Source organism: Glycomyces rhizosphaerae, from assembly GCF_042647865.1.
GTDB classification, from domain to species: Bacteria; Actinomycetota; Actinomycetes; order Mycobacteriales; family Micromonosporaceae; genus Glycomyces; species Glycomyces rhizosphaerae.
This window is the reverse complement of sequence record NZ_JBHRWO010000021.1, coordinates 314,846-336,239: the sequence shown is the minus strand read 5'-3', so window position 1 is coordinate 336,239 and position 21,394 is coordinate 314,846. Positions and strand designations below refer to the sequence as shown.

19 protein-coding genes are annotated in these 21,394 nt (G+C 68.8%); 11 read left to right on the top strand and 8 right to left on the bottom strand.

All coding sequences use genetic code 11. The features are described 5' to 3' along the window. Nucleotides 1-235 precede the first annotated feature (235 nt). Genes ACFO8M_RS21840 through ACFO8M_RS21830 form a run of 3 tightly spaced genes read left to right on the top strand, consistent with a single transcriptional unit; the run spans nt 236 to nt 4,533 of the window. The gene (locus tag ACFO8M_RS21840; protein ID WP_387979543.1) at nt 236-2,050 is read left to right on the top strand and encodes an AMP-dependent synthetase/ligase; all 1,815 of its coding nucleotides are present in this window, start codon (nt 236-238) and stop codon (nt 2,048-2,050) included. 13 nt (nt 2,051-2,063) lie between these two features. Next, on the top strand, nt 2,064-3,872 hold the full coding sequence (locus ACFO8M_RS21835; RefSeq protein WP_387979540.1) for a sensor histidine kinase: 1,809 nt from the start codon (nt 2,064-2,066) through the stop codon (nt 3,870-3,872). Continuing rightward, nucleotides 3,862-4,533 carry a response regulator transcription factor gene (locus ACFO8M_RS21830; RefSeq protein WP_205324017.1) on the top strand — a complete coding sequence of 224 codons (672 nt, stop codon included), beginning with the start codon at nt 3,862-3,864 and terminating at the stop codon, nt 4,531-4,533. The genes ACFO8M_RS21835 and ACFO8M_RS21830 overlap by 11 nt, the downstream gene beginning before the upstream one ends. 202 nt (nt 4,534-4,735) lie before the next feature. On the opposite strand, the gene ACFO8M_RS21825 is transcribed toward ACFO8M_RS21830, so the two are convergent. Next, entirely contained in the window at nt 4,736-5,872 is a 1,137-nt protein-coding gene (locus ACFO8M_RS21825) for a glycosyltransferase family 4 protein (protein WP_387979536.1), read from the bottom strand. Nucleotides 5,873-6,002: 130 nt separating this feature from the next. Between ACFO8M_RS21825 and ACFO8M_RS21820 the strand changes: the two genes are divergently transcribed. After that, nucleotides 6,003-7,430, top strand: coding sequence for an NYN domain-containing protein (locus ACFO8M_RS21820; RefSeq protein WP_387979533.1), 1,428 nt, complete (start codon nt 6,003-6,005; stop codon nt 7,428-7,430). Here the strand turns inward: ACFO8M_RS21820 and ACFO8M_RS21815 are convergent. Beyond that, nucleotides 7,427-7,849 (bottom strand): RDD family protein, encoded by a 423-nt coding sequence (locus ACFO8M_RS21815; protein ID WP_387979530.1) that lies wholly within the window; start codon nt 7,847-7,849, stop codon nt 7,427-7,429. The genes ACFO8M_RS21820 and ACFO8M_RS21815 overlap by 4 nt on opposite strands. Before the next feature lie 247 nt (nt 7,850-8,096). On the opposite strand from ACFO8M_RS21815, the gene glnA reads away from it, so the two are divergent. From glnA to ACFO8M_RS21800, 3 genes are all read left to right on the top strand, one after another. After that, nucleotides 8,097-9,521 (top strand): type I glutamate--ammonia ligase, encoded by a 1,425-nt coding sequence (gene glnA / locus ACFO8M_RS21810; RefSeq protein WP_387979527.1) that lies wholly within the window; start codon nt 8,097-8,099, stop codon nt 9,519-9,521. Between the two features lie 94 nt (nt 9,522-9,615). Then, entirely contained in the window at nt 9,616-10,311 is a 696-nt protein-coding gene (locus ACFO8M_RS21805) for an AzlC family ABC transporter permease (protein ID WP_387979524.1), read from the top strand. Beyond that, entirely contained in the window at nt 10,308-10,616 is a 309-nt protein-coding gene (locus ACFO8M_RS21800; RefSeq protein WP_387979521.1) for an AzlD domain-containing protein, read from the top strand. Before ACFO8M_RS21805 ends, ACFO8M_RS21800 begins: the two co-directional genes overlap by 4 nt. Before the next feature lie 99 nt (nt 10,617-10,715). On the opposite strand, the gene ACFO8M_RS21795 is transcribed toward ACFO8M_RS21800, so the two are convergent. Then, nucleotides 10,716-11,816, bottom strand: a complete 1,101-nt coding sequence (locus ACFO8M_RS21795) for an LPXTG cell wall anchor domain-containing protein (RefSeq protein ID WP_387979518.1) — start codon at nt 11,814-11,816, stop codon at nt 10,716-10,718. 245 nt (nt 11,817-12,061) lie between these two features. After that, complete coding sequence (locus tag ACFO8M_RS21790; protein ID WP_387979516.1) at nt 12,062-13,171, bottom strand: substrate-binding domain-containing protein; 1,110 nt, start codon at nt 13,169-13,171, stop codon at nt 12,062-12,064. 323 nt (nt 13,172-13,494) lie between these two features. Between ACFO8M_RS21790 and ACFO8M_RS21785 the strand changes: the two genes are divergently transcribed. Then, on the top strand, nt 13,495-14,412 hold the full coding sequence (locus ACFO8M_RS21785; RefSeq protein ID WP_387979513.1) for an MBL fold metallo-hydrolase: 918 nt from the start codon (nt 13,495-13,497) through the stop codon (nt 14,410-14,412). 24 nt (nt 14,413-14,436) lie between these two features. Here ACFO8M_RS21785 and ACFO8M_RS21780 read toward each other — a convergent pair whose 3' ends face one another. Further along, nucleotides 14,437-14,958, bottom strand: coding sequence for a MarR family winged helix-turn-helix transcriptional regulator (locus ACFO8M_RS21780; RefSeq protein ID WP_387979511.1), 522 nt, complete (start codon nt 14,956-14,958; stop codon nt 14,437-14,439). 127 nt (nt 14,959-15,085) lie between these two features. On the opposite strand from ACFO8M_RS21780, the gene ACFO8M_RS21775 reads away from it, so the two are divergent. The 3 genes from ACFO8M_RS21775 to ACFO8M_RS21765 all read left to right on the top strand — a co-directional run bounded on the left by ACFO8M_RS21775 (nt 15,086) and on the right by ACFO8M_RS21765 (nt 19,181). Next, nucleotides 15,086-15,991, top strand: a complete 906-nt coding sequence (locus tag ACFO8M_RS21775; protein ID WP_387979508.1) for an EamA family transporter — start codon at nt 15,086-15,088, stop codon at nt 15,989-15,991. A 31-nt stretch (nt 15,992-16,022) separates the two neighbouring features. Next, nucleotides 16,023-16,655, top strand: a complete 633-nt coding sequence (locus tag ACFO8M_RS21770; protein ID WP_387979505.1) for an NAD(P)-dependent oxidoreductase — start codon at nt 16,023-16,025, stop codon at nt 16,653-16,655. Between the two features lie 495 nt (nt 16,656-17,150). Continuing rightward, nucleotides 17,151-19,181, top strand: coding sequence for an HNH endonuclease signature motif containing protein (locus ACFO8M_RS21765; protein WP_387979502.1), 2,031 nt, complete (start codon nt 17,151-17,153; stop codon nt 19,179-19,181). A 40-nt stretch (nt 19,182-19,221) separates the two neighbouring features. On the opposite strand, the gene ACFO8M_RS21760 is transcribed toward ACFO8M_RS21765, so the two are convergent. From ACFO8M_RS21760 to ACFO8M_RS21750, 3 genes are read right to left on the bottom strand one after another with little or no spacing between them, the layout of a single operon-like run. Then, the gene (locus tag ACFO8M_RS21760; RefSeq protein ID WP_387979500.1) at nt 19,222-19,590 is read right to left on the bottom strand and encodes a DUF5655 domain-containing protein; all 369 of its coding nucleotides are present in this window, start codon (nt 19,588-19,590) and stop codon (nt 19,222-19,224) included. A gap of 12 nt (nt 19,591-19,602) precedes the next feature. After that, nucleotides 19,603-20,412 (bottom strand): ABC transporter permease, encoded by an 810-nt coding sequence (locus ACFO8M_RS21755; protein WP_387979497.1) that lies wholly within the window; start codon nt 20,410-20,412, stop codon nt 19,603-19,605. Then, nucleotides 20,409-21,386, bottom strand: a complete 978-nt coding sequence (locus ACFO8M_RS21750; RefSeq protein WP_387979494.1) for an ATP-binding cassette domain-containing protein — start codon at nt 21,384-21,386, stop codon at nt 20,409-20,411. The genes ACFO8M_RS21755 and ACFO8M_RS21750 overlap by 4 nt, the downstream gene beginning before the upstream one ends. Nucleotides 21,387-21,394 lie beyond the last annotated feature (8 nt).

Sequence of the window (21,394 nt, the reverse complement as noted above, 5' to 3'; positions counted from 1 at the left end):
AATCGGCCGTTCCGTCCTACTCGGCGAAGGTATCACCGAGGGGCTGCGGAGAGACCTTCTCGCGTGACTGCGTGCAACGGTCGCTCGCCATTCGAACCCCTGCTCCGCTAAGCTGCCCTTAGCATCATGGTCTGCCTCACAGTCCCTCTTCCATCGGAAGTTGACCCACCGGTAACATGATCTGTGAGCCACTTTACAAAGCCGTGAACATGGCGTCTTGAACGGAGCCTTATCCATGCGCGAGTTCGCCGTCCCCCCCGTGGTGACTGTGCCCGACGAAGACAACACCCTCTCCGCGCTGTGGGACGCGGCCGAGAACCACCCCTCCTCCATCCTTTTCATGCGCACCTTCGATGACGGCGCCACCTGGCAGGACGTCACCTCGGTCGAGTTCCGCGAGCAGGTCATCGCCGCGGCCAAGGGCTTGGCCGCCGCCGGGATCCAGCCCGGCGACCGGGTCGCGCTGATGTCCGCCACCCGCTACGAGTGGACCCTGCTCGACTACGCGATCTGGGCCGCCGGGGCCGTCACCGTGACGATCTACGAGACCTCCTCGGCCGACCAGGCGAAGTTCATCCTCGAGGACTCCGGCGCCGTCGCGGTGATCGTCGAGGACGCCGAGATGACCGCGATGGTCGAAGGCCTGGGCACCCAGGTCAAGCACGTGTGGACCATCGACGGCGACAAGGGCGCGATCGTGTCCCTCGACGAACTGGGGGCGGGCGCCGACATCGACATCGAGGAGCGCCGCACCTCCCGCAAGGCCGACGACCTCGCCACGATCGTCTACACCTCCGGCACCACCGGCCGCCCCAAGGGCTGCATGCTCACGCACCGGAACCTCTTGGCCGACATCCGCAACGTCATCCCCGAGGTACCCGGCGTCCTCTACGACGGCGCCCGCATGCTGCTGTTCCTCTCTCTCGCGCACGTGCTCGCGCGCATCCTGCAGCTCGCCGGCATGGAGTCGCGCACGACCATCGCCCACGCCGACCGCACCAAGCTCACCGCCGTCATGCCCGTGGTCAAGCCGACCACGCTGCTGGCGATCCCCCGCGTGTTCGAGAAGGTCTACGCCGGCGCGTACCAGAAGGCCGTCGACGGCGGCAAGGGCCACCTGTTCGAGAAGGCCACGGTCTGCGCCAAGGAGTACAGCCGCGCGCTCGACAAGCCCGGCGGGCCCGGCCTCGGCCTCAAGCTCCGCCACAAGCTGTGGGACGTGCTCGTCTACTCCAAGATCCGAGCCGCGATCGGCGGCGAGTGCAACTCCGCGGTCTCCGGCGGCGCGGCCCTCGGCCCCGAACTGGGCCACTTCTTCCGCGGCGCGGGCGTCACCATCTACGAGGGCTACGGCCTCACCGAGACCTCCCCGGTGCTCTCGCTCAACCTCGAGACCGCCATCAAGGTCGGCTCCATCGGCCGCCCGACCCCGGGCACCGCCCTGCGCGTCGCCGACGACGGCGAACTCCTGGCCAAGGGCCCGCAGGTCTTCCCCGGGTACTGGAACAACGACGCCGCCACCGCCGAGGTCCTCGACGCCGACGGCTGGTTCTCCACCGGCGACATCGCCGAGATCGACGACGACGGGTACGTCACCATCACCGGCCGCAAGAAGGACATCATCGTCACCGCGGGCGGCAAGAACGTCGCCCCCGGGCCGCTCGAGAAGATCCTCGACGCCCACCCGCTCATCGCCTACGCCATGGTCGTCGGCGAGGGCCGCCCGTACATCGGCTGCCTCATCTCGGTCGACGGCGACATGCTCCCCGACTGGCTCTCCCGCCACGGCAAGGACCCGAAGACCCCGATCGAGGACCTCACCGAGGACCCCGAGCTCCTCGCCGAGCTCCAGGAGAAGGTCGACGAGGCCAACCTGACGGTCTCCCGCGCCGAGCAGATCAAGCAGTTCCGGGTCATTCCTGTTGAGTTGTCCGAGGATGCCGGGGAGATCACCCCCTCAGTCAAGGTCAAACGGCACGTTGTCATGGAAAAATACTCAAGCGAGATCAACGCGCTCTACGACACGGCGAAGGCGCGACGAAACGAGTAAGCGAGGTGCCCGCATGGGCGATGAGGCGGTGCTGGAGCGCCAGTGGCGACTGCCCGCCGTCGCGCTGCGAGGCGTGCTGTTCGCGCTGGTCGCGGTCTTCGGTTGGGCCTCGGAAGGGCTCGCCGACGCCGCGACCTGGTGCGGCATCCTCGCCCTCGCGGCGCTCCCCGGCGTGGTCCTTCCCCGGCACCGGCTCCTGGCACCCGCCGGGCAGCTCGCCGAGGTCGTCGTCGTCGTCCTCGGCACCCTCGCCACCGACGGCCTCCCCGCCTGGATGCTCCCCTACCTGATCGCGCCCTTCGCGACCGCCGCGTTCGACGCCGCCGAGCAGGACGAGGGCCGCTACTCGCGGCTGCGCTCCTGGGTGCCGCCCGTGCTCGTGGCCGTCGCCGCGGTCGGCCTCATCGCGCAGGCCCCGCGCGTGTCCGCGTACGACCGCGGTACTTACGTGACCACCGTGGCCGTGGCGCTCGCCTTCGGGCTCGCCTCGGCCGTCGGCGCCTGGTGGCTGCGCCGCTCCCGGTCCTCGGACCTGCACCACTCGCAATTGCCGTACGCGGAAGCGGCCGCGCTGCTCACCCAATTGCGCGTCGTCGCCCGCCAACTCCCCGGATCCACACTGGACCCGGGCGGGATCGCGACCGAGATCGTCGACACCGCTTCGCGCATACCGGGAGTCGCCCGCGCCGCCGTGCTCTCCGCGGCCTCCGGGCGGCGCCTGGTCGTGCTCGCCCAGCACGCCGACGAACGCGTCGACTGGGAGACCTCCCCCCAGATGAACTCGCTCCTGGCCGACGCCTGGGCCGGGCAGAAACCGCAGGCCGGGCAGGTCCCGCTCTCGCGCTCCACCCAAGGACCCGTCGCCTCCCTCGTCATCCCCCTCGTCGCCGAGGGCCGTACCGTCGGCCTCGTCGCGATCGAATCCGACGACCCGGCCGCGTTCGGCCCCGAGGCCATCACCGCCGCCGAGGACCGCACCAAGGGCGCCGCGCTCCGGCTCGAGACCGCGCTCCTGTTCGAGGACGTGCGGTCCATGGCGACCACAGAGGAACGCCAGCGCCTCGCCCGCGAGATCCACGACGGCATCGCCCAGGAGCTGGCGATGCTCGGCTACGGCATCGACAACGCCATGGCGATCCTGCCGCCCGAGGCCGACGAGGCGAAGGGCGAGCTGGAGGACCTGCGCTCCGAGGTGACGCGGCTCGTGACCGAGCTGCGGTTCTCTCTGTTCGAGCTCCGCTCGAACGTCGACCGTCAGGGCGGGCTGGCCTCGGCGATTGCGGACTATGCTCGTACTGTGGGCGCTTCCGCCGGCCTCAGGGTGCATTTGTCGCTCGACGAGGGCGGGGCGAGGCTCCCCGCCAGTACCGAAGCGGAGCTGCTGAGGATCGCACAGGAGGCGATCACCAATGCCCGCAAGCATGCCCGGGCCGAGAATCTGTGGGTGACGTGCGAGGTGGACCCGCCTTACACGCGCATCGAGGTGACCGATGACGGCCAGGGCCTCTCAGGCGAGGCCCCGGAGGGACGCTACGGGCTGGCGATCATGAGCGAGCGGGCCGAGCGGATCCGCGGGTCACTGGAGATCCGCCCGCACCAGCCGCACGGGACGACGGTGGCGGTGGTGCTCAACGCGGGGGCACGGCCGACGCCGCGGGCGGAGACCCCCCGCCCGGGATCGGCGGCCTGGGCGGCCGCCGACCGCACATCGAGAACTGAACAGCCGGCACGACGGCCCGGCCGCGAGAAGAATTTAAGGCTTGCAAGCTGCGCCTTGAGCGGCCGTGGCAGCCAACGAGGAGAGAGACGACATGAACGCTGAGGCCCAGGAGACGACCGGTCAGACGACCGTGCTCATCGTCGACGACCACGACCTGATCCGCAAGGGTCTCCGGCATGCCTTCGACCGCGACCCCGAGTTCGAGGTGGTCGGCGAGGCCGACACGGCCGCGGACGCGCTGCGCCACGCGGCTTCGCTCATGCCGTCGGTCGTGATCATGGACCTGCGCCTGCCCGACGGCTCGGGGCTGGACGCGACGCGCAAGCTCCGCAAGGCCCACCCGAACATGGGGATCGTGGTGCTGACGATGTACGCGGGCGACGACCAGCTGTTCGGCGCCCTGGACGCGGGCGCTTCGGCGTTCGTTCCGAAGTCGGCCCCGGCGAACGACGTGGTCTCGGCGGCGCGGCACGCGGCGGCGAACCCGACGGCGTTCAGCGCCGCGGACCTGGCCGAGGCGATGCAGCGGCGCCTGACGCCGACCGGCCCGCAGCTCTCGCCGCGCGAGTCCCAGGTGCTGAAGCTCCTCGCGGACGGCCTCTCGGTGGCCGGCATCGCGAAGCAGCTGTACGTGTCGGAGTCGACGGCGAAGACGCACATCTCGAAGCTCTACGAGAAGCTCGGCGCCGGCAACCGCGCCCAGGCCCTCATGACCGCCCTGAAACTCGGCCTCCTGGAAGCCCCCGACCAGCCGAAGTTCTAACCGGCGCGGGCACCCGCGCCCGCGTCGAGTTCCGCTCGGAGCGGTCCCTCCGGCTGAACCGGTCCTTGACCAGCGAAGACACCGGACTGCCGGACCCTCGCGAGCGGGTGGTCCTTTTCGGTTGGTCGGAGGCGGACGCGGGTTGGAAGGGCCATGCCCTATCTCGCGTCGGCGGATCGCCGACGCCTTCGGCCCGCGCCGTTCAGACCGTCTCGCCGTAGAGCATGCCCTCGAGCCTGCCGGCCTGGCGGTCCCAGGTCCATTCGCTCAGGGCCCATTCGCGACCGGCCTCGCCGAACTTGCGCGCCAGCGCGGGGTCGGCGAGGACCTGCGTGAGCCGGAAGGTGAGTTCGCCGAGGTCGCGGCCGTCGACCACCCAGCCGGACCGGTCGTGCAGCACCGTGTCCGGCGCCCCGCCCGAATCGCCGGCGATCACCGGCAGCCCGGTGGCGGCCGCCTCGAGGAACACCGCGCCGAGTCCTTCCACGTCGAGACCGCGGCGCCGGGTCCGGCACGGCATGGCGAAGACGTCCCCGGCCGCGAAGTGCGCGGCCAGCTCGGATTCGGGGACGCCGCCGGTGAAGACGACCTGCTTCTCGACCCCGTGCTCGCGTGCCATGGCGCGCAGCCGCGCCTCATAGGGGCCCTGGCCGACGATGAGGAGCCGCACGTCCCCGCCCACCTGCTCTCTCACGTGCGGCAGGGCCGCGATGAGCATGTCCTGGCCCTTGCGGGGCACCAGGCGCGAGACGCACACGATGACCGGCAGGCCCGCGAGGCCGTGGCGTTCGCGCACCGGCGCGCCGTCGACGCCGGGGTGGAAGGTCTCGGCGTCGATGCCGAACGTCAACTGCTCCAGCCGGGTCAGGTGCCCGGCGACCGGTGCGATGCGCCGGTGCGTGTAATCCCCCAGGTAGGTCATGACGTCGAGCGATCCGGCGATGCGCTGCAGGGCGCTGCGCGTGCCCGGCATCATCGCCCAGCCGACCTCGTGGCCGTGGGTGAGGGCGATCGCGCGTTCGATGCCGGTGTCGTGCTTCAGGCCCGCGGCGAGCAGGCCGAGGGGGGCGGCGGCGCCGAACCAGACGCGGTCGCAGCGGTGCTCGCGGGCGAGGTCGGTGACGGCGCGGGCGACCCTCGGGGTGGGCAGCAGCATCGCGGAGCGGTCGCGGACCACGGTGAAGGGCTGGGCGGCGTCGAACGCGGCCCAGTCGGGCGAGGTAGAGGTGTAGACCACCAGGTCATCGGAGGGCAAGCGCAAGGCCATGCCGTGCACAAAGGTCTGTATGCCGCCCCGGCGGGGCGGGAAGTCGTTGGTCACCAGCAGCGTCCGGCTCATCATGACCCCCTTCATGATCCGACCAGTCTGACACGCGGGCCCGGTCGTGCGCGGGGATCCGCGATGACCGGCGGTGGAACACCTGCGGTCGGCAGTTTCGGTCTGTGACCACGGTGGCACACTGGTGCCTATGTTGAGCGGCCAGGCAAGCGGCGACGAAGGCCCTGAACCCGGCGCTGCCGGGGACGGCGGCACCGCAGAAGGACCCTCCGAAGAGGACCCCGCCGAACCGGGTCCGGCCGGGGACGGCGCGGCGAACGCCGACGGCGTCCCGGCCGTGTTCCTCTCAGAGCCGGTGCGGCGCAGGGCCGTCGAGATCGCCGCGGTCGCCATGCCGGGGCTCGGGCAGGGGAAGGTCCCGGCTCGGCTGCGCCGCTTCCTCAAGTTCAGCCCGGTCAAGCGCGCGAAGCTCGCGAAATCGGAGCTCGCGGTCGCGCTCGCCTCCGACGCCGCGTTCCGCGAGGGCCTCGCCGAGGTGCTCACCGCGACCGACTCGCCCCTCATCGAGGCGATCGCCACCGGCGGCGAGGTCTCGCCGATGGCCGACCCGGCCGAGGTCGCCGCGCTCGCCTATCTGCTGCGGCCCGAGGGCTGGCGCGAGCTCATCGCCACCGCGGTGCAGGCGATCCCCGAGCCCGCCGAGGCCCCGGCCGCGGAAGCGCCCGACGAGGCCGGCCTGAAGCGGTTGGCGGCGTTGGAGAAAGAGAACGGAAAGCTCCGCGCGGCCCTCGCCGAGCAGCGCTCGGCCGCCACGGTCCTGCAAGAGGACGTGCGCCGCGCCCGCCGCGAACTCAAGGAGATCGAGGAGCGGGCCGCGAAAGCGGCCGGTGACCTCGCCGCCGAACGCGGCCGTCTCAAGCACCTCGACGCGGAGCGGCGTTCCGAGCGCCGCCGCCTCGAATCCGAAGTGGAGTCGCTGAAGGAGCAGCTCGATCGGATCCGCAAGGCCGACCGGGAGCACGAGCGGCTCGCCTCCTCGCGGTTGTGGCTGCTCATGGAGACCCTCTCGGGGACGACCACGGGCCTGCGCCGCGAGCTCGGGCTCGAACCGGTCCCCGACCGTCCCGCCGACTACATCTCCGACGAGCTCTGCGCCGAACCCGAGCAGCGCACCGCCGAGGGTTCACGGGGCCTGGAGCAGACCGACCCGCAGCGCCTCGACCATCTCCTGTCGCTGCCGAACCCGCACCTCATCGTCGACGGCTACAACGTGACGATCTCAGCCTGGGGCGAGACACTGACGCTCGAGCAGCAGCGCAACCGGCTCGTGCAGGGACTGGGCACCGTCGCGGCGCAGACGAACGCGGAGATCACGGTGGTCTTCGACGGGGCGGACGCGATCTTCGGCGCCAAGCCGAGCGCCCGCGGCGTGCGGGTCCTGTTCAGCGCCAAGGACCAGATCGCCGACGACGTGGTGGTCGAGCTCGCCCGGGTCGAGCCCGAGGGCCGGCCCGTCGTCGTCGTGTCCTCGGACCAGGAGGTCGCGATGCGGGCGCGGCGCGAAGGCGCGTTCCCGGTGCCGTCGCCGGTCCTCGTCCGCTGGCTGCAGCGCAGCTAGCGGACTTTCAGCATCACCGAGCCGGCCGCCAGGTCGTGGAGTCCGCGGTGGTACGGGTGGGCCAGCGCGGTCAGGGCCGGGAGCAGGAGCGAGAGCAGCACGGCCCGCACCAGCGCGCGGACGAAGCCGATCCTGCCGCCGTGGTCGGACGAGACGCAGGCGATCCGCATGAGCGCCATGCCGAGGGTCTGGCTGCCGGCGGCCAGCGCGAGCGTGTAGTAGACCGCGAACAGGACCGAGGTGACGAGGTTCGCTCCGGCGACCACGAGTTCGAAACCGGTGGCGAATTCGAGGAGGTAGGAGAAGACCAGGCAGGCGGTCCAGTCGATGAGCAGCGCGACGAAGCGCGAGCCCAGCGCTGCCAGATCTTGGCCGGAGCCGGTGGTTTCGGGGGTGTTCGCACCGCGTTCGCTGGTCATGGAACGAGTCTACGGGTGAGCCCGATTGGCGGCGTGTGCACCGTCCTGAGCAGTGGTTTCGATCAATGTGGAACAGACCTGAACAATGCAAGTAACACGCATGAAACATTTGATTTACGGTGGGGCAATTGACCGGGGCTAGCGTTTCGGCTAATAAGCTTAGGTGTCGACAGCGAGGTCGGCCTGACTTGACCAGAGGGCTGCAGTACGGGTCCTCCGGCACTCACCTACCGAGAGGAATACCTTCGTGTTCTCCAGCCCTGAAGAGCTCCTCGGCTACGTCCGCGACAACGACGTGAAGTTCATCGACGTCCGGTTCTGCGACCTGCCCGGCGTCATGCAGCACTTCAACATCCCGGCCGAGTCCTTCGACAACGACCTCCTCGAGGAGGGCCTCGCGTTCGACGGCTCCTCGATCCGCGGATTCCAAGAGATCCACGAATCGGACATGCTGCTGCTGCCCGACGTCGCGACCGCGTTCGTCGACCCCTTCCGCGAGCAGAAGACGCTCGCCCTGAACTTCTTCGTCCACGACCCGTTCACCCGCGAGGCCTACAGCCGCGACCCGCGCAACGTCGCGAAGAAGGCCGAGCAGTACCTGGCCGGCTCCGGCATCGCCGACACCGCGTACTTCGGAGCCGAGGCCGAGTTCTACATCTTCGACTCGATCCGCTTCGACCAGACCGCGAACCAGGCGTTCTACGAGATCGACTCGATCGAGGGCGCGTGGAACACCGGCGCCGACGAGCCGGGCGGCAACCTCGGCTACAAGCCGCGCCACAAGGGCGGGTACTTCCCAGTCGGCCCGGTCGACCACTTCGCGGACCTGCGCGACCGCATGGTCACCAACCTCATCGACGGCGGCCTCACCATCGAGCGCGCCCACCACGAGGTCGGCACCGCGGGACAGTCGGAGATCAACTACCGCTTCGACACGCTGCTGCACTCCGGCGACGACGTCCAGAAGTTCAAGTACATCATCAAGAACACCGCCACCCAGGCCGGCAAGACCGTGACCTTCATGCCGAAGCCGCTGTTCGGCGACAACGGCTCGGGCATGCACACCCACCAGTCGCTGTGGGCGAACGGCGAGCCGCTGTTCTACGACGAGACCGGTTACGCCGGCCTCTCGGACACCGCCCGCCACTACATCGGCGGCCTGCTCAAGCACGCCCCGAGCCTGCTGGCCTTCACCAACCCGTCGGTGAACTCCTACCGCCGCCTGGTGCCGGGCTTCGAGGCCCCGGTGAACCTGGTCTACTCGCAGCGCAACCGCTCCGCGTGCACCCGCATCCCGGTGACCGGCTCGAACGCGAAGGCCAAGCGCGTCGAGTTCCGCGTGCCGGACCCGTCGAGCAACCCGTACCTGGCCTTCTCGGCCATGCTCATGGCGGGCCTGGACGGCATCAAGAACAAGATCGAGCCGCCGGCGCCGGTCGACAAGGACCTGTACGAGCTCGGCCCGGAGGAGTACGGCGACATCGCCCAGGTCCCCGGCTCGCTCGACGAAGTCCTGAACCACCTCGAGGCGGACCACGACTTCCTCACCGAGGGCGGCGTGTTCACGCCCGACCTCGTCGAGACGTGGATCCAGTACAAGCGCGAGAACGAGATCGACCCGATCCGCCTGCGCCCGACGCCGCACGAGTTCGACCTGTACTACGAGGTCTAAGGGATTAGCGCGCAAGGGGCGCGACCGGTGTGATGCACCGGTCGCGCCCCTTGAACGTTTGTTCACCACAGGAGCCGCGAGGGATACTCGCCCGGTGCCTCCCCGCTTCCTTCCCGAACGCGATCGGGACCTCTACCGCGACGCGTCCGCGATGTCGATCGGCATCTGCATAGTCGGCGTCTCCTTCGGCGCCCTGGCCACCTCGGCCGGGCTGCCCTGGTGGATCCCGGTCGCCATGTCCTTCCTGACGTACGCGGCCACCTCCCAGTTCGCGATGCTCGCCGTCGTCATGGCCGGAGGCGGCGTCCTCGCCGGGCTCGCGGCCGGGGTGCTCGTGCACCTGCGGCACATCCCCTACGGACTGGCCGTCGGCAACCTCTACTGGGACAAGTGGTGGACGCGCGTCCTCGGCACGTTCACGCTCATCGACCAGTCGACCGCGTTCGCGCTGGCGGCGGGCGACGACCGGCGGCGTGCGAAGGCCGCGTACTGGATCACCACGACGATCATGTTCGTCGCCTGGAACGTCGGCACCGTGATCGGCGTCCTCGCGGGCGGGTTCATCCCCGACCCGAACGTGTTCGGCCTCGACGCGGCCTTCCCGGCGCTCCTGCTGGCGCTGGTGATGCCCGCGCTGAAGGACCGCGACACGCTCCTGGCGGCCCTGGTGGGCGCGGCGATCGCCGCCGCCACGGCGCCGTTCCTGCCCACGGGCATCCCGGTCCTGCTGGCGCTCGCCGGGCTCCTCGCGACCTGGCCGCGCCGCAAGCCGAAGGAGGACGCGGCATGACCATGACCGCCGTACTCGCCCTGGCCGCGGGCGTCTTCCTGGTCCGCCTCGCCGGTCCGCTGATGCGCAGCCGCATCGACGTCTCCGAGCGGACGGAGACGCTGATGAAGCGCGGGGCCATCGTGGTGCTCGCGGCGCTCGTGATCACCGGCGCGCTGTTCGCCGACGGCGGCTTCGCGGGCTGGGCCCTCCCGGCCGGCGTCCTCGTCGGCGGGCTCCTGGCCTGGCGTAAAGCCCCGATCCTCGTCGTCGTCGTCGCGGCCGCCGCGACCACGGCGCTGCTGCGGCTGGGCGGGATCGCTTAGCGGGCAAGGGAAAGGGCCGCACAGTTCGCACTGTGCGGCCCTTCCTCTACTCAGCTAGGAGTCCTTGTCCCGCAAGGGGTTCGGACCCGGCATGCCGATCTACCAGTCCTGCGCGGCGCGGCGGCGGCGCATGATCAGGAAGATGGCGGCGGCGGCCACGATGAGCGCGGCGGCCGAGCCGATCATGATCGTCATCGAGCTACCGGTGGTGGGCAGCTGCGGCTGAGCGGACGGGGTCTCGCTCGGCGAGGGGGTCTCCTCGTCGCACGGGATCCACTGGACGCCGCCGTAGGTGGCGTCCTTCTGGGTCTCGATGTAGTAGTCGACCCAGAGTTCCTCGTCGCCCTCGGCCTTGAAGGTGTGGGTCTCCGACTCGCCCGGGGCGAGCTCGACGGTGATCGGCTCCTCGCTGAGGCTGGTCCAGAGCTCGAAGGTGGCCGCCTCGCCGTCCGCAGGCACGGTCAGCGTGAAGATCAGGCCCTCGCAGTCGGCTTCGACCGAGACGTAGCTGCACAGCTCGTTGCTGGTCCACTCGATGGTGTCGAGCAGTTCCTCGCCGGCGTAGACCTCGACGGACAAGGCGTCAGTGGCTTCGTCCAGAAGGAAGTAGTGGCTGAAGATGTCGCCGACCTCAGGGGTGCCGGAGACCTCTTCGCCGTCGCTGGAGACGAAGGTGAACTCTTCGAGCGCCTCGGGGTTCTGGTTTTCGGCCCAGACCCAGATGCCCACGCAGTCGACCTCGCTGCCGACCGCGGTCACGGGCTCGGGGTCGGCCGGCTCGCCTTCGCAGCCGCCCTCGGGCTGCGAGACGGTGACCGGCGTGCCCTGGTTGGTCTGACCGTTGTCCCAGCGCCCGTTCAGGCTGAGCGTGGCGGTCTCGTCGTCGAGGCTCAGCACCTGGGTGCCGGTCAGCGGCGTCGACGAGCCGAACTCGGGCAGCTCGGCGTCCGGCACGGCGAGGTCACCGGTCAGCTCGCCGTTGGCGACATAGTCGACGACGTAGCCTTTGCCGACCTCGGCGGGCTTGCCCTCCCAGTCGGTGGCCTCCCACTTGACGATCCAGCCGTCGTCGGTGCATTCGGGAACGCCCGAGTAGGTGACGTGGTGCGCCTGCGCCGCAGAGGCGAAGGTGACCGCTCCGGCGAGGCCGAGCATGACGCTTCCGGTCAGCCCCAGCACCCGCTTGAGGGTACGGTTCATGGTTCTCCTAAGGATGGCATTGCATTGGGGGGATTCAGGGCCGGGCGATCAAGGGTGTGAGGGCTCGACCGACTTCGGCAACTTACCAAAAGAGACACGCCGCCATGCGAGGAGAGGTCGCATAACAATCGGGTAACGGGGCTACTGCATACGGAAGTGCCGCAATGAGACTCGAAGACGAGAACCGAACGGCACAGCGAAACGGCCGGGCGTTCGCCCGGCCGTCGCCGTAAGTCACCGCGTGCTCAGCCCTCGTCCGGCGGGGCGTTGTCGATCGCGTCCTCGGTGACGTAGCCCGAGTCGACGACCACCTCCTGGTAGTTCTCGACGGTCACGTCGACCGGCGGCAGCAGGAAGGAGGGGATGAACTTGAAGCCGTTGTCGTACGTGCCGCGGTCGTTCACCTCAGGGGTCGAGCCGTCGACGATGGTCTTCACCATCTCCACGGCGACCCCGGCGAGGAGGCGGGTGTCCTTGAAGACCGTCTCGGTCTGACCGGTGTTGTTCTTGATCGCCTTGAGCGACAACAGCTCGGCGTCCTGGCCGGTCACGACCGGGAAGTCGGCCGTGCCGGGCTCGTAGTCGGCCTCGACCAGCGCCTCGACGATGCCGCGGCTGATGCCGTCGTAGGGGGAGAGCACGGCGTGAAGCGGCTCGTCCTTGTAGTACGTGTCGAGCAGTTCGGCCATGCGATCGCGCGCGATCGTGCGGTCCCAGCGCTCGGTGGCGGTCGGCTCCTGCTCGGTCTGGCCCGAGGGGATCACGACCGAGCCGCCGTAGATGTACGTCTCGAGGGTGTCGAGGCCGCCTTGGAAGAAGTACTGGGAGTTGTTGTCGTCCAGGGAACCCGAGAACAGCTCGATGTTGTAGGTCTCGGTGGTGTCCGAGGAGAGGCCGAGCTGCTTGATGATGTGCTTGGCCTGGAGCACGCCGACCTGGTAGTTGTCGAACGAGGCGTAGTAGTCGACGTCGGGGGTGTCGAGGATGAGGCGGTCGTAGGAGATGACCGTGACGCCCTTGTCCTTGGCGTTGCCGAGGACCTCGCCGAGGGAGGTGTTGCCGATGGCGCCGACGATGAGGAACTCCACGCCCTTGTCGACCATCGCCTGGATCTGCTGGATCTGGGTCGGGATGTCGTCCTCGCCGTATTCCAGGATCGTCTTGTAGCCGAGGTCCTTCAGCCGCGCCTCGAGGTCGGCGCCCTCGACCACCCACCGGTCGGAGGTCGTCGTGGGCATGGCGATGCCGGTGTAGCCGGTGAGCTGATTCGGCGACTCGCCCACGCCGCAACCGGCGAGCGATACGGCTCCGACGCCTGCCGTTCCGTACAGCAGGCCGCGACGACTGAGGTGCATGGGGGAGGTACTCCTTCGTACATGTGCGGGGTTCATTTCACCCTCGAAACTTACACGAGTGGAAAGTTCGCCAACCGGGTCATTCCGTGACCGAACCGTGTCCTGGAAGGAATGACGAAACGGGATTCCAGGCGCATTACGCCTGGTCCCCCGGTGCGCTCCAGGATCGTGATCGAACATTCTGCAACCATCCTCAACGAACGTAGAACGTGAGGGTAGCGCGCTCTCCGGCGGCCCCTCACCGAAGCGACGCGTCTCGCTCCCGGAATAACGCGTCGATCACCGTCGATATGAGCGCGCGCGGTCCGCATACCATTGCGGGCATGAGCAATCGATGGATCGAAGTCGCCCCGCGGGTGTGGGTGCGGCGTCTCGAAGAGCTGGACCAGACCCTGGGACTCGTCATCGGCGACGACAGCTGCCTGGTGATCGACACCGGCATCAACGCCGAGGCCGGGTACGAGTTCGCGACCGCGATCCGCGAGAAGACCGACCTGCCGTGGCAGGTCGTCTACACGCACGACCACTTCGACCACTGGTTCGGGACCTCCGCGTTCGGCGAGTCCGCGATCTGGGCGGTGGCGGACGGCGCGCACTACGTCGGCTTCGGCGACGAGCAGCGCAAGGCCTGGGCCGCGCGGTACCGCCGGGACGGCCGGGAGGAGGACGCCCGCCGCATCGCCCGGACGAAGCTCGTCCCGCCGAACTGCCGCGTGAACGGCGCGGTCGGGCTGAACCTGGGCGGGCGCACCGTGGTGCTGCGCCAGGTCGGCTTGGCGCACAGCGACAACGACCTGGTCATCGAGGTGCCCGACGCGGGCGTCCTGTTCGCCGGCGACCTCTTGGAGAACGGCGCGCCGCCCTCGTACGACGGGGCGTTCCCGTACGAGTGGCCGCAGGCCGTTGAGTACCTGCTGAGCTGGAAGCCCCAGGTGGTCGTGCCGGGCCACGGGGACCCGGCGGACTACTGGTGGGCGCGGGCGCAGGCGCGGGACCTGGCCGAGATGGCGCGACTGTGCAGCGAGGTGGCGCAGGGGTTCCTCACCGAGGCGGAGGCCTTGGCGCACAACCCGTTCGGCGAGGCGACCATGAAGTCGGCGCTCAAGCGCTGCAAGGAGTTGACCCCTCCCCCGCCGGAGCCGGCCCCGCAGGCGTCCGCTCCTGCGTCGGCGGCGACCCTGCCGCAGCCGGTGATCGTGTACGACATCTTCGACTACAACGTCGACTTGACAGGGCGCTGATTCACGGCCCGGCCCTTCGGCGGATCACTCGTCGAATGGCTGGTCCTCGAACCCGTGGTGCAGCTTGCGCAGCAGCGCCCCGAGCTGGGTCCGCTCCTCCTCGCTGAGCACCGACAGCGTCTCGAGCTGTAGGTCGATCCCGGTGCGCACCGCTTCCTCGATGACCTCGCGCCCGCGTTCGGTCATGCGGACCTTCAGCCCGCGCCGGTCCGCCGGGTCGGGCAGCCGCTCGACGAATCCCGCGGCCTCGAGCTTGTCGAGCCGCCCCGTGAGCCCGCCCGAGCTGAGCATCAACGTCGCGCCGATCTCCTTGGGCGACAGCGTGAACGGCTCCCCCGACCGCCGGATCGAGGCGAGCACGTCGAACTCGTTGCGGCCGAGTCCCTGCTGAGCCCGGAGCCGGTGCAGGCGCGCGCCGAGCTTCTGCGAGATGCGGTGGATGCGCCCGTAGAGCGCCATGGATTCGAGTTCGAGGTCGGGCAGCTCGCGGTGCCACTGCTCGACGATCTTGTCCACGGCGTCGCGGTCCGCGGCGTCTTCGGTCATGGGAGACATTCTGGCCCACTTTCCGGCGTAGAAGTACCTCAGAGTGATCTAACTCAAGAACAAGTATCTTGACATTAAGTAGCTTGAGACTAAGCTACTTGTAGACAAGCTACCCCAGGGAGTCTCGATGAACCGCAGCACGAAGGACCTCCTCCTCACGGCCCTCGCCCCCGTCATGTGGGGCACCACCTACGTGGTGACCACCGAATTCCTTCCCGCGGACCGCCCGTTCCTCACCGCCATGCTCCGGGCGCTCCCCGCCGGACTCCTGCTCATCCTCCTGTCACGAAGGCTGCCAAGGGGTTCCTGGTGGTGGAAGTCGGCCGTGATCGGCACGTTGAACATCGCCGCGTTCTTCGCCCTGCTGTTCATCGCGACCTACCGCCTGCCCGGCGGCGTCGCGGCGGTCGCCAGTGCGGTCGGTCCCCTCGTCACGGCCGCCGCGACGATGCTCGTCCTCCACCAGAAGGTCCGCCTGCGCACGTGGCTGCTCGGCCTGACCGGGGTCGCGGGCGTGGCGATGGTGGTTCTCACCGCCGAAGCGAAACTCGACCTCATCGGCGCTCTGGCCGGCATCAGCGGCGCGGTCTCGATGGCGATCGCGGTGGTCCTGACGAAGCGCTGGGGCATCCCGAAGGAGGCCGGGCCGGCGGCCCTGGCCGGCTGGCAGCTGACCGCGGGCGGCCTCCTGCTCATCCCCCTCGCGTTCGCGGTCGAAGGGGCCGTCCCGGCCCTCACCGGCACCAACGTCCTCGGCTACCTCTACCTCGGCCTGGTGAACACCGCGCTCGGCTACTGGCTCTGGTTCCGCGGCATCGGCCGGCTCTCGGTGGTGCCCTTGAGCTTCCTGGGACTGCTCTCCCCGCTCACCGCGGCGACGGTCGGCTGGATCGCCCTGGGCGAGACCTTCACGGCCTGGCAGAGCGCGGGCTTCGCGGTGGCTTTGGCGGCGACGGTGACCGCCCAGCTCCAGGCCCGGCCGAAGACCCCCGAGCGCACGCCCGCACCGAAGAAGACTCTCGCCCACGTCTGACCCGCGAACCAACCGTCTTTGAGAGGACACCATGCGCATCATCATCTTCGGAGCCGCAGGCAGCGTCGGATTCCGCACCGCGGTAGAGGCCCTGTCCCGGAGCCACGACGTCACGGCGGTCGTCCGGAGCCCGAACCGCGAACTCCCCCAAGGTGTCGCGGTTGCGATCGGGGACGCCGGCGACCCGGCCCAAGTCACTGAACTGGTCCAAGGCCACGACGTGGTGGTGAGCGCGGTCCGAGCCCCGAACGGCCGCGAACACGAACAGGTCGAGGCCACCGACGCTTTGCTCAAGGGAGTCGCCAAGTCCAGTGTGCGACTCCTGATCGTGGGAGGCGCCGCAACGCTTCGAGTCCCTGACAGCGGCAGGCAGGTCCTGGACGACCCCCGGTACATCTCGGAGGAATGGCGGGCAGTGGCCGAAGCCAGCGCGGCCCAACATCGCCGCTGCATGGAGGAACAGGAAGCCGACTGGACCTACCTGAGCCCGCCCGCGATGCTCGTCCCCGGGGTGCGAACCGGCGAGTACCGCTCGGGGACCGACGAGCTCCTGGTGGACACCGAAGGCGTCTCCCGGATCTCGGTCGAGGACCTCGCGGTGGCCATCCTGGACGAACTTGAGGTGCCGAAGCACCGAAGGGCCCGCTTCACTGCGGCCGCTTGACGAAGGGTCGCCCGATCGGTTGGGCGGCCCTCAACGATGCCAGGGCACGGCTGATCGAATTCGACTCGAACCACAGCAGCCGCGGCTTCGAATCAGGCCACCTGATGCTGCGAAAGCCTGAGACCACCGAGGAATTGAGCTGAGCATCGTCCGCCCGCGGGACCGACGCGCACGCAAGACCCAGACCTGGCTCTCATCGCGGCAGTCAGCGGAGTGTGGGTCGAGCTTAGAGCGGGCAGCGACAAAGGGGTCTGATGCTCCTCGGGGTGCGCAGTGCGGCTGTCGGGCGTTGGATTCCCGAGGCGCGGAACGCCGAGGAACGAGCGGTTCCCTTGCGGCACAGGCCGACTGTGACGGAAGATCGATACACCTCAATGGACTATTCACCCTATTGGGCGATGACAACACCCTTGTCATGTGTCACCATTGAGATACGAACAAGGAAGCGAAATCAGCTAGATCATTCGAGAACAGCGGAAGGGAGGCGAGACCCCGATGAGCCACTGCACCACCACCCCGATCACCACCCCAGTCACCGCCCCAGTCGCATCGGACCGCCGCTCCCAGGCCCAGGCCCTCCGCTCCACCCTCGACCAAGCCGCCGAGGCGATCAACTCCCACCACGCCCAGGTGCTGGCCGCGGTGATCGAGATGAAGACCTCCGGGCTGCATCGGTCCGAGTTCGGGTTCTCCGCCCTCCGGGACTTGTTGTTGTCGCAGTTCGACTTCACGTTCAACACCGCAGGATCCATCGCCGCCATCGCCAGGCTTGCAGGGAAGTTCCGTCTCCTGGCGCAGGCGGCTACGACGGGGAAGGCCCGGATCGACCAGGTCGCCTTCGCCGTACGCCAGTTGGACAAGACCCCCGCGATGCGCCTGTTCGCCCGCACCCCCTTCACGACACCAGTCCCCTCCCCCTTCGACCCCGAGACCCTGTGCGCGACACCTGAGGCGATGGTCGCCCAGTACTGCGCCCATGCTTCGTTCAAAGACCTGCAACGCCACCTCGACGAACTCTGGGCCTCCATCGCCGAAGAAGCCGAACTGCTGGACGAGTTGGGTGCACAGTCCCTGCAGCGCCTGGAGTTGATGCCGCAAGACAACGGCATGTGGAGCCTCTCGGCGGAACTCTCCGACACCACGGGCCGGTTGTTGGACAAGTACCTGCAGACCGCCTGCCCGCCCCCGCGTCAAGAAGACCAAGACAGCGACGGCCTGCTCCCACCCCAGGAGCACCGGCACGCCGAAGCCCTCCACCAGTTGCTCGCCGGCTACGGTTCCTCCCCACAGGCAGCGACCCGCCACGGGCACACCGCCACCCTCGATCTCACGGTCGATATCGAGACGCTGCAGGGCAAGGACACCGGCCGCCTACCCCTGCTGGAGGGCGACCCGATCTCGGTTCCCAGGGCGCGCCTCCTGGCTTGCGAAGGCGTGGTGATCCCCTCGGTGTTCAACTACGCCACAGGCGAAGCAGTCGAACTCGGCCGGGCACTGCGCCTGCCGAACACGGCCCTGCGCAGGAAGCTGGAGCTTGAGCAGCCAGGAGGTTGCGCCTGGTCCGGGTGCGGGCGCCCGGTCGCCTGGACCGAAGCCCACCACATCCAGCACTGGGCCGACGGCGGCCCCACGATCGCGGAGAACCTGATCCTGCTCTGCCGGTTCCACCACGGCCGCATCCACACCACCGGCTGGACCGTGGAGAAGACCGGACCCGGCCAAGCCATCATCACCCACCACGACGGCCACCACACCTCCAGCATCGCGAGCGCCCCCGATGGCAACACCGGGTGCGGCTGCTCCGACTGGCGCACCGACCACGACATGGACACTGAGCACCACGGCACCGACTGGGATGTCTTCCCCACCGGGCTCTACCGGACCGAATGGTCCGAGACCATGAAACCCGACCTCGATGCCCTGGCCGAGGCCATCGACCGAGACCGCGCCCTCAAAGCCATGAAGGCAGCGAGAGCGAAATGCCGAGCGAAGTTCACGACACCGAACCAGGCAACACCGACACCGACACCACCGATCACGCCACCGATCGGCAAGGCCCCCAAGCCTTCCGAACCGATCGAAGCACCCAGGACCCAGAAGGTGATGGCTGGTGAGACCGGTGAGGTCGACTACGGGGAGCCTCCGTTCTTACGCTGCCCTCAGCGGGCGACTGCTGAGGGGAAGCGCCGCAACACCAAGCAGCGCAGCCCGACACCCGCAAGGGTTCGGGCCCCTCGCCATGCCCAAGGAAGAAACCCACCCAGGCAAGGACCCGAAACAGGCACCGCCTATAGCCGAAGAGCGAGCCCAGCCCGCCACGCACCCCTTTGTCGCTGCCGGCCTGAACCAGAACCCAATCGACCCCGCAGGCCGAAGAACTCGCCCGGGTCGACACCACCTCGTTGTCGCTGCCCGCCTGAACCAGAACCTGATCACGCCCCGAAGGTCGAAATCACGGTCCCGACAAGAGAAGACCTATTTATCGCTGACTGCCTGAACCGCAAGAGAATCGGCTCGCGAAGGTGAGCACCGGGTCTGACCGGGGCGGCGGGCGGCCGTGCCTGGTTCAAGCGGCAGCGCGGTAGGCGGATACAAGCCAGCTTCGGACCTCGGCGTCGACTTCTCCAGGCTCGTGGAGTTCGAGGTGGTGCATCCAGCTCTTCGGCGACGGATGCGCCACCTCCTTGAACCGCTCGGAGTCGAGACGTTCCGGTAGTGCTATCGACAGGACCGCCGGCACTTTGGAGTCGATGTATTGGCCGGGCCGCCACACGAATGCGAAGCCTTTGCGGCGGCGGAACGCGATCTGGCTCTTGGTGGTCCGCACCTCGGCCTCACCGATGGCGGCGACCGCCGCGGCCACGGCTTCGTAGAGCGCGAATCCGTCCGGGTGGCCCTCGAAGAGGGCGCCCGGGTCCGTCCCGCCCCCGACCAACGCGTGGTCCTCTCAGACCATCTTCCGTCGGTAGGCGCGCATCGCCAAGGGAGCCGTGATGGCGAAGATCGCCACGGCCCAGACGAAGGTCCACATCAGCGGTTCGGTGATGGGGCCGAATGAGAGGAGGCCTCTCATGGCGTCGGCGAGGTGGGTGATCGGGTTGACCTTGGCCCAGGCCTGCATGAAGCCGGGCATCGTGTTGATGTCGACGAAGGCGCTCGAGGTGAAGGTCAGCGGCATGATGATCACGAAGGCGTAGATCTGCACCTTCTCCTCGGAGTCGGCCACCACGCCCATGAGCACCGAGATCCAGGAGATCGCCAGCGCGAACACCACGAGGACGAGGGCCGCGAGCAGTGCGCCTGCGACGCTGCGGAGTTCGAAGCCCATGAGGAGGCCGAGCCCGAGCATGACCACGATCGACCAGACCTGCTTGAACATGTCCGCGAAGATCTTCCCCGCCAAGGGCGCGGAGCGCGCGATCGGGAGGGATCGGAAGCGGTCGTAGACGCCCTTGCGGAGGTCGGCGTTGATGCCGGTGCCGGTGTACATGGTCAGGAAGATGGCGTTCTGGGCGATGAGGCCGCCGAGGACGTACTGCAGATATTCCGAAGTGGATCCGGCCATCTGGCCGCCGAAGACGTAGACGAACAGCAGCAGGAACATGATCGGGCTCAAGCTGAGGTCGACGAGTTCGAACGGGTTGTGCTTGATCCGGACCATCTGGCGCCAGGCCATGGAGAGGGTCTGGCTGACGGTGGATCCGAGGCCGGGACGTCCGGTCGTGGGGACGGGTGCCTCGATCGTCGCGGCGGTCATTCGGCAGGCTCCTCGGTCGCGTCGGGCTCTTCGGTTTCGGTGCGGCGCCCGGTGAGGGTCAGGAAGACCTCGTCGAGGCTGGAGAGGCCGAGGTGGAACTCGGTGAGCGCGATGCCGCGGTCGCGGAGGTCGGCGGCGAGGGCGGGCATGATGCCGTCGTCGTTGACGCCGATGGTGATCGCTCCGGCCTCGACGACGGGGTCGAGGTCGGGGAAGCGCTCGGCCACGAGGTCGCGCACCGGGTCGAGTTGGGCGTGGTCCTCCGGTTGGATGCGGAGGGACTGGCCGCCGATCTTGGCTTTGAGCTGGGTCGGCGTGCCGGAGGCGATGGCCTTGCCGTGGTCGATGACGACGATCTCGTGGGCGAGCTGGTCGGCCTCCTCAAGATATTGCGTGCAGAGCAGCACGGTGGTGCCGTCGGCGACGAGGCCCCGGACGAGGCCCCAGAGTTCGCCGCGGGCGCGCGGGTCGAGGCCGGTGGTGGGTTCGTCGAGGAAGAGGATCTTCGGCCGGCCGACGAGGCTCGCGGCGAGGTCGAGGCGGCGGCGCATGCCGCCGGAGTAGGCCTTGGCGGGCTTCTCGGCGGCGTCGGAGAGGTTGAACTGCGCGAGGAGTTCGCGGGCGCGGGCCTTGGCGTCCCTGGTGGGCATGCCGATGAGACGGCCGATGAAGCGCAGGTTCTCCTCGCCGGTGAGCAGTTCGTCGACGCCGGCGAACTGGCCGGTGAGGCCGATGAGGGTGCGGACGGCGGCGGCGTCGCGCACGATGTCGTAGCCCCCGACGCGGGCGGTCCCGGCGGTCGGCTCGGAGAGGGTGGCGAGCATGCGGACCATGGTGGTCTTCCCCGCGCCGTTGGGGCCGAGGACGCCGAGGACGGTGCCGGTGCGGGCGGCGAGGTCGACGTGGTCCAGGGCGACCAGGTCGCCGAAGTTCTTGGTCAGGCCCTCTATTTCGATGGCGTTGTCTTGCGACACTTCGTCCT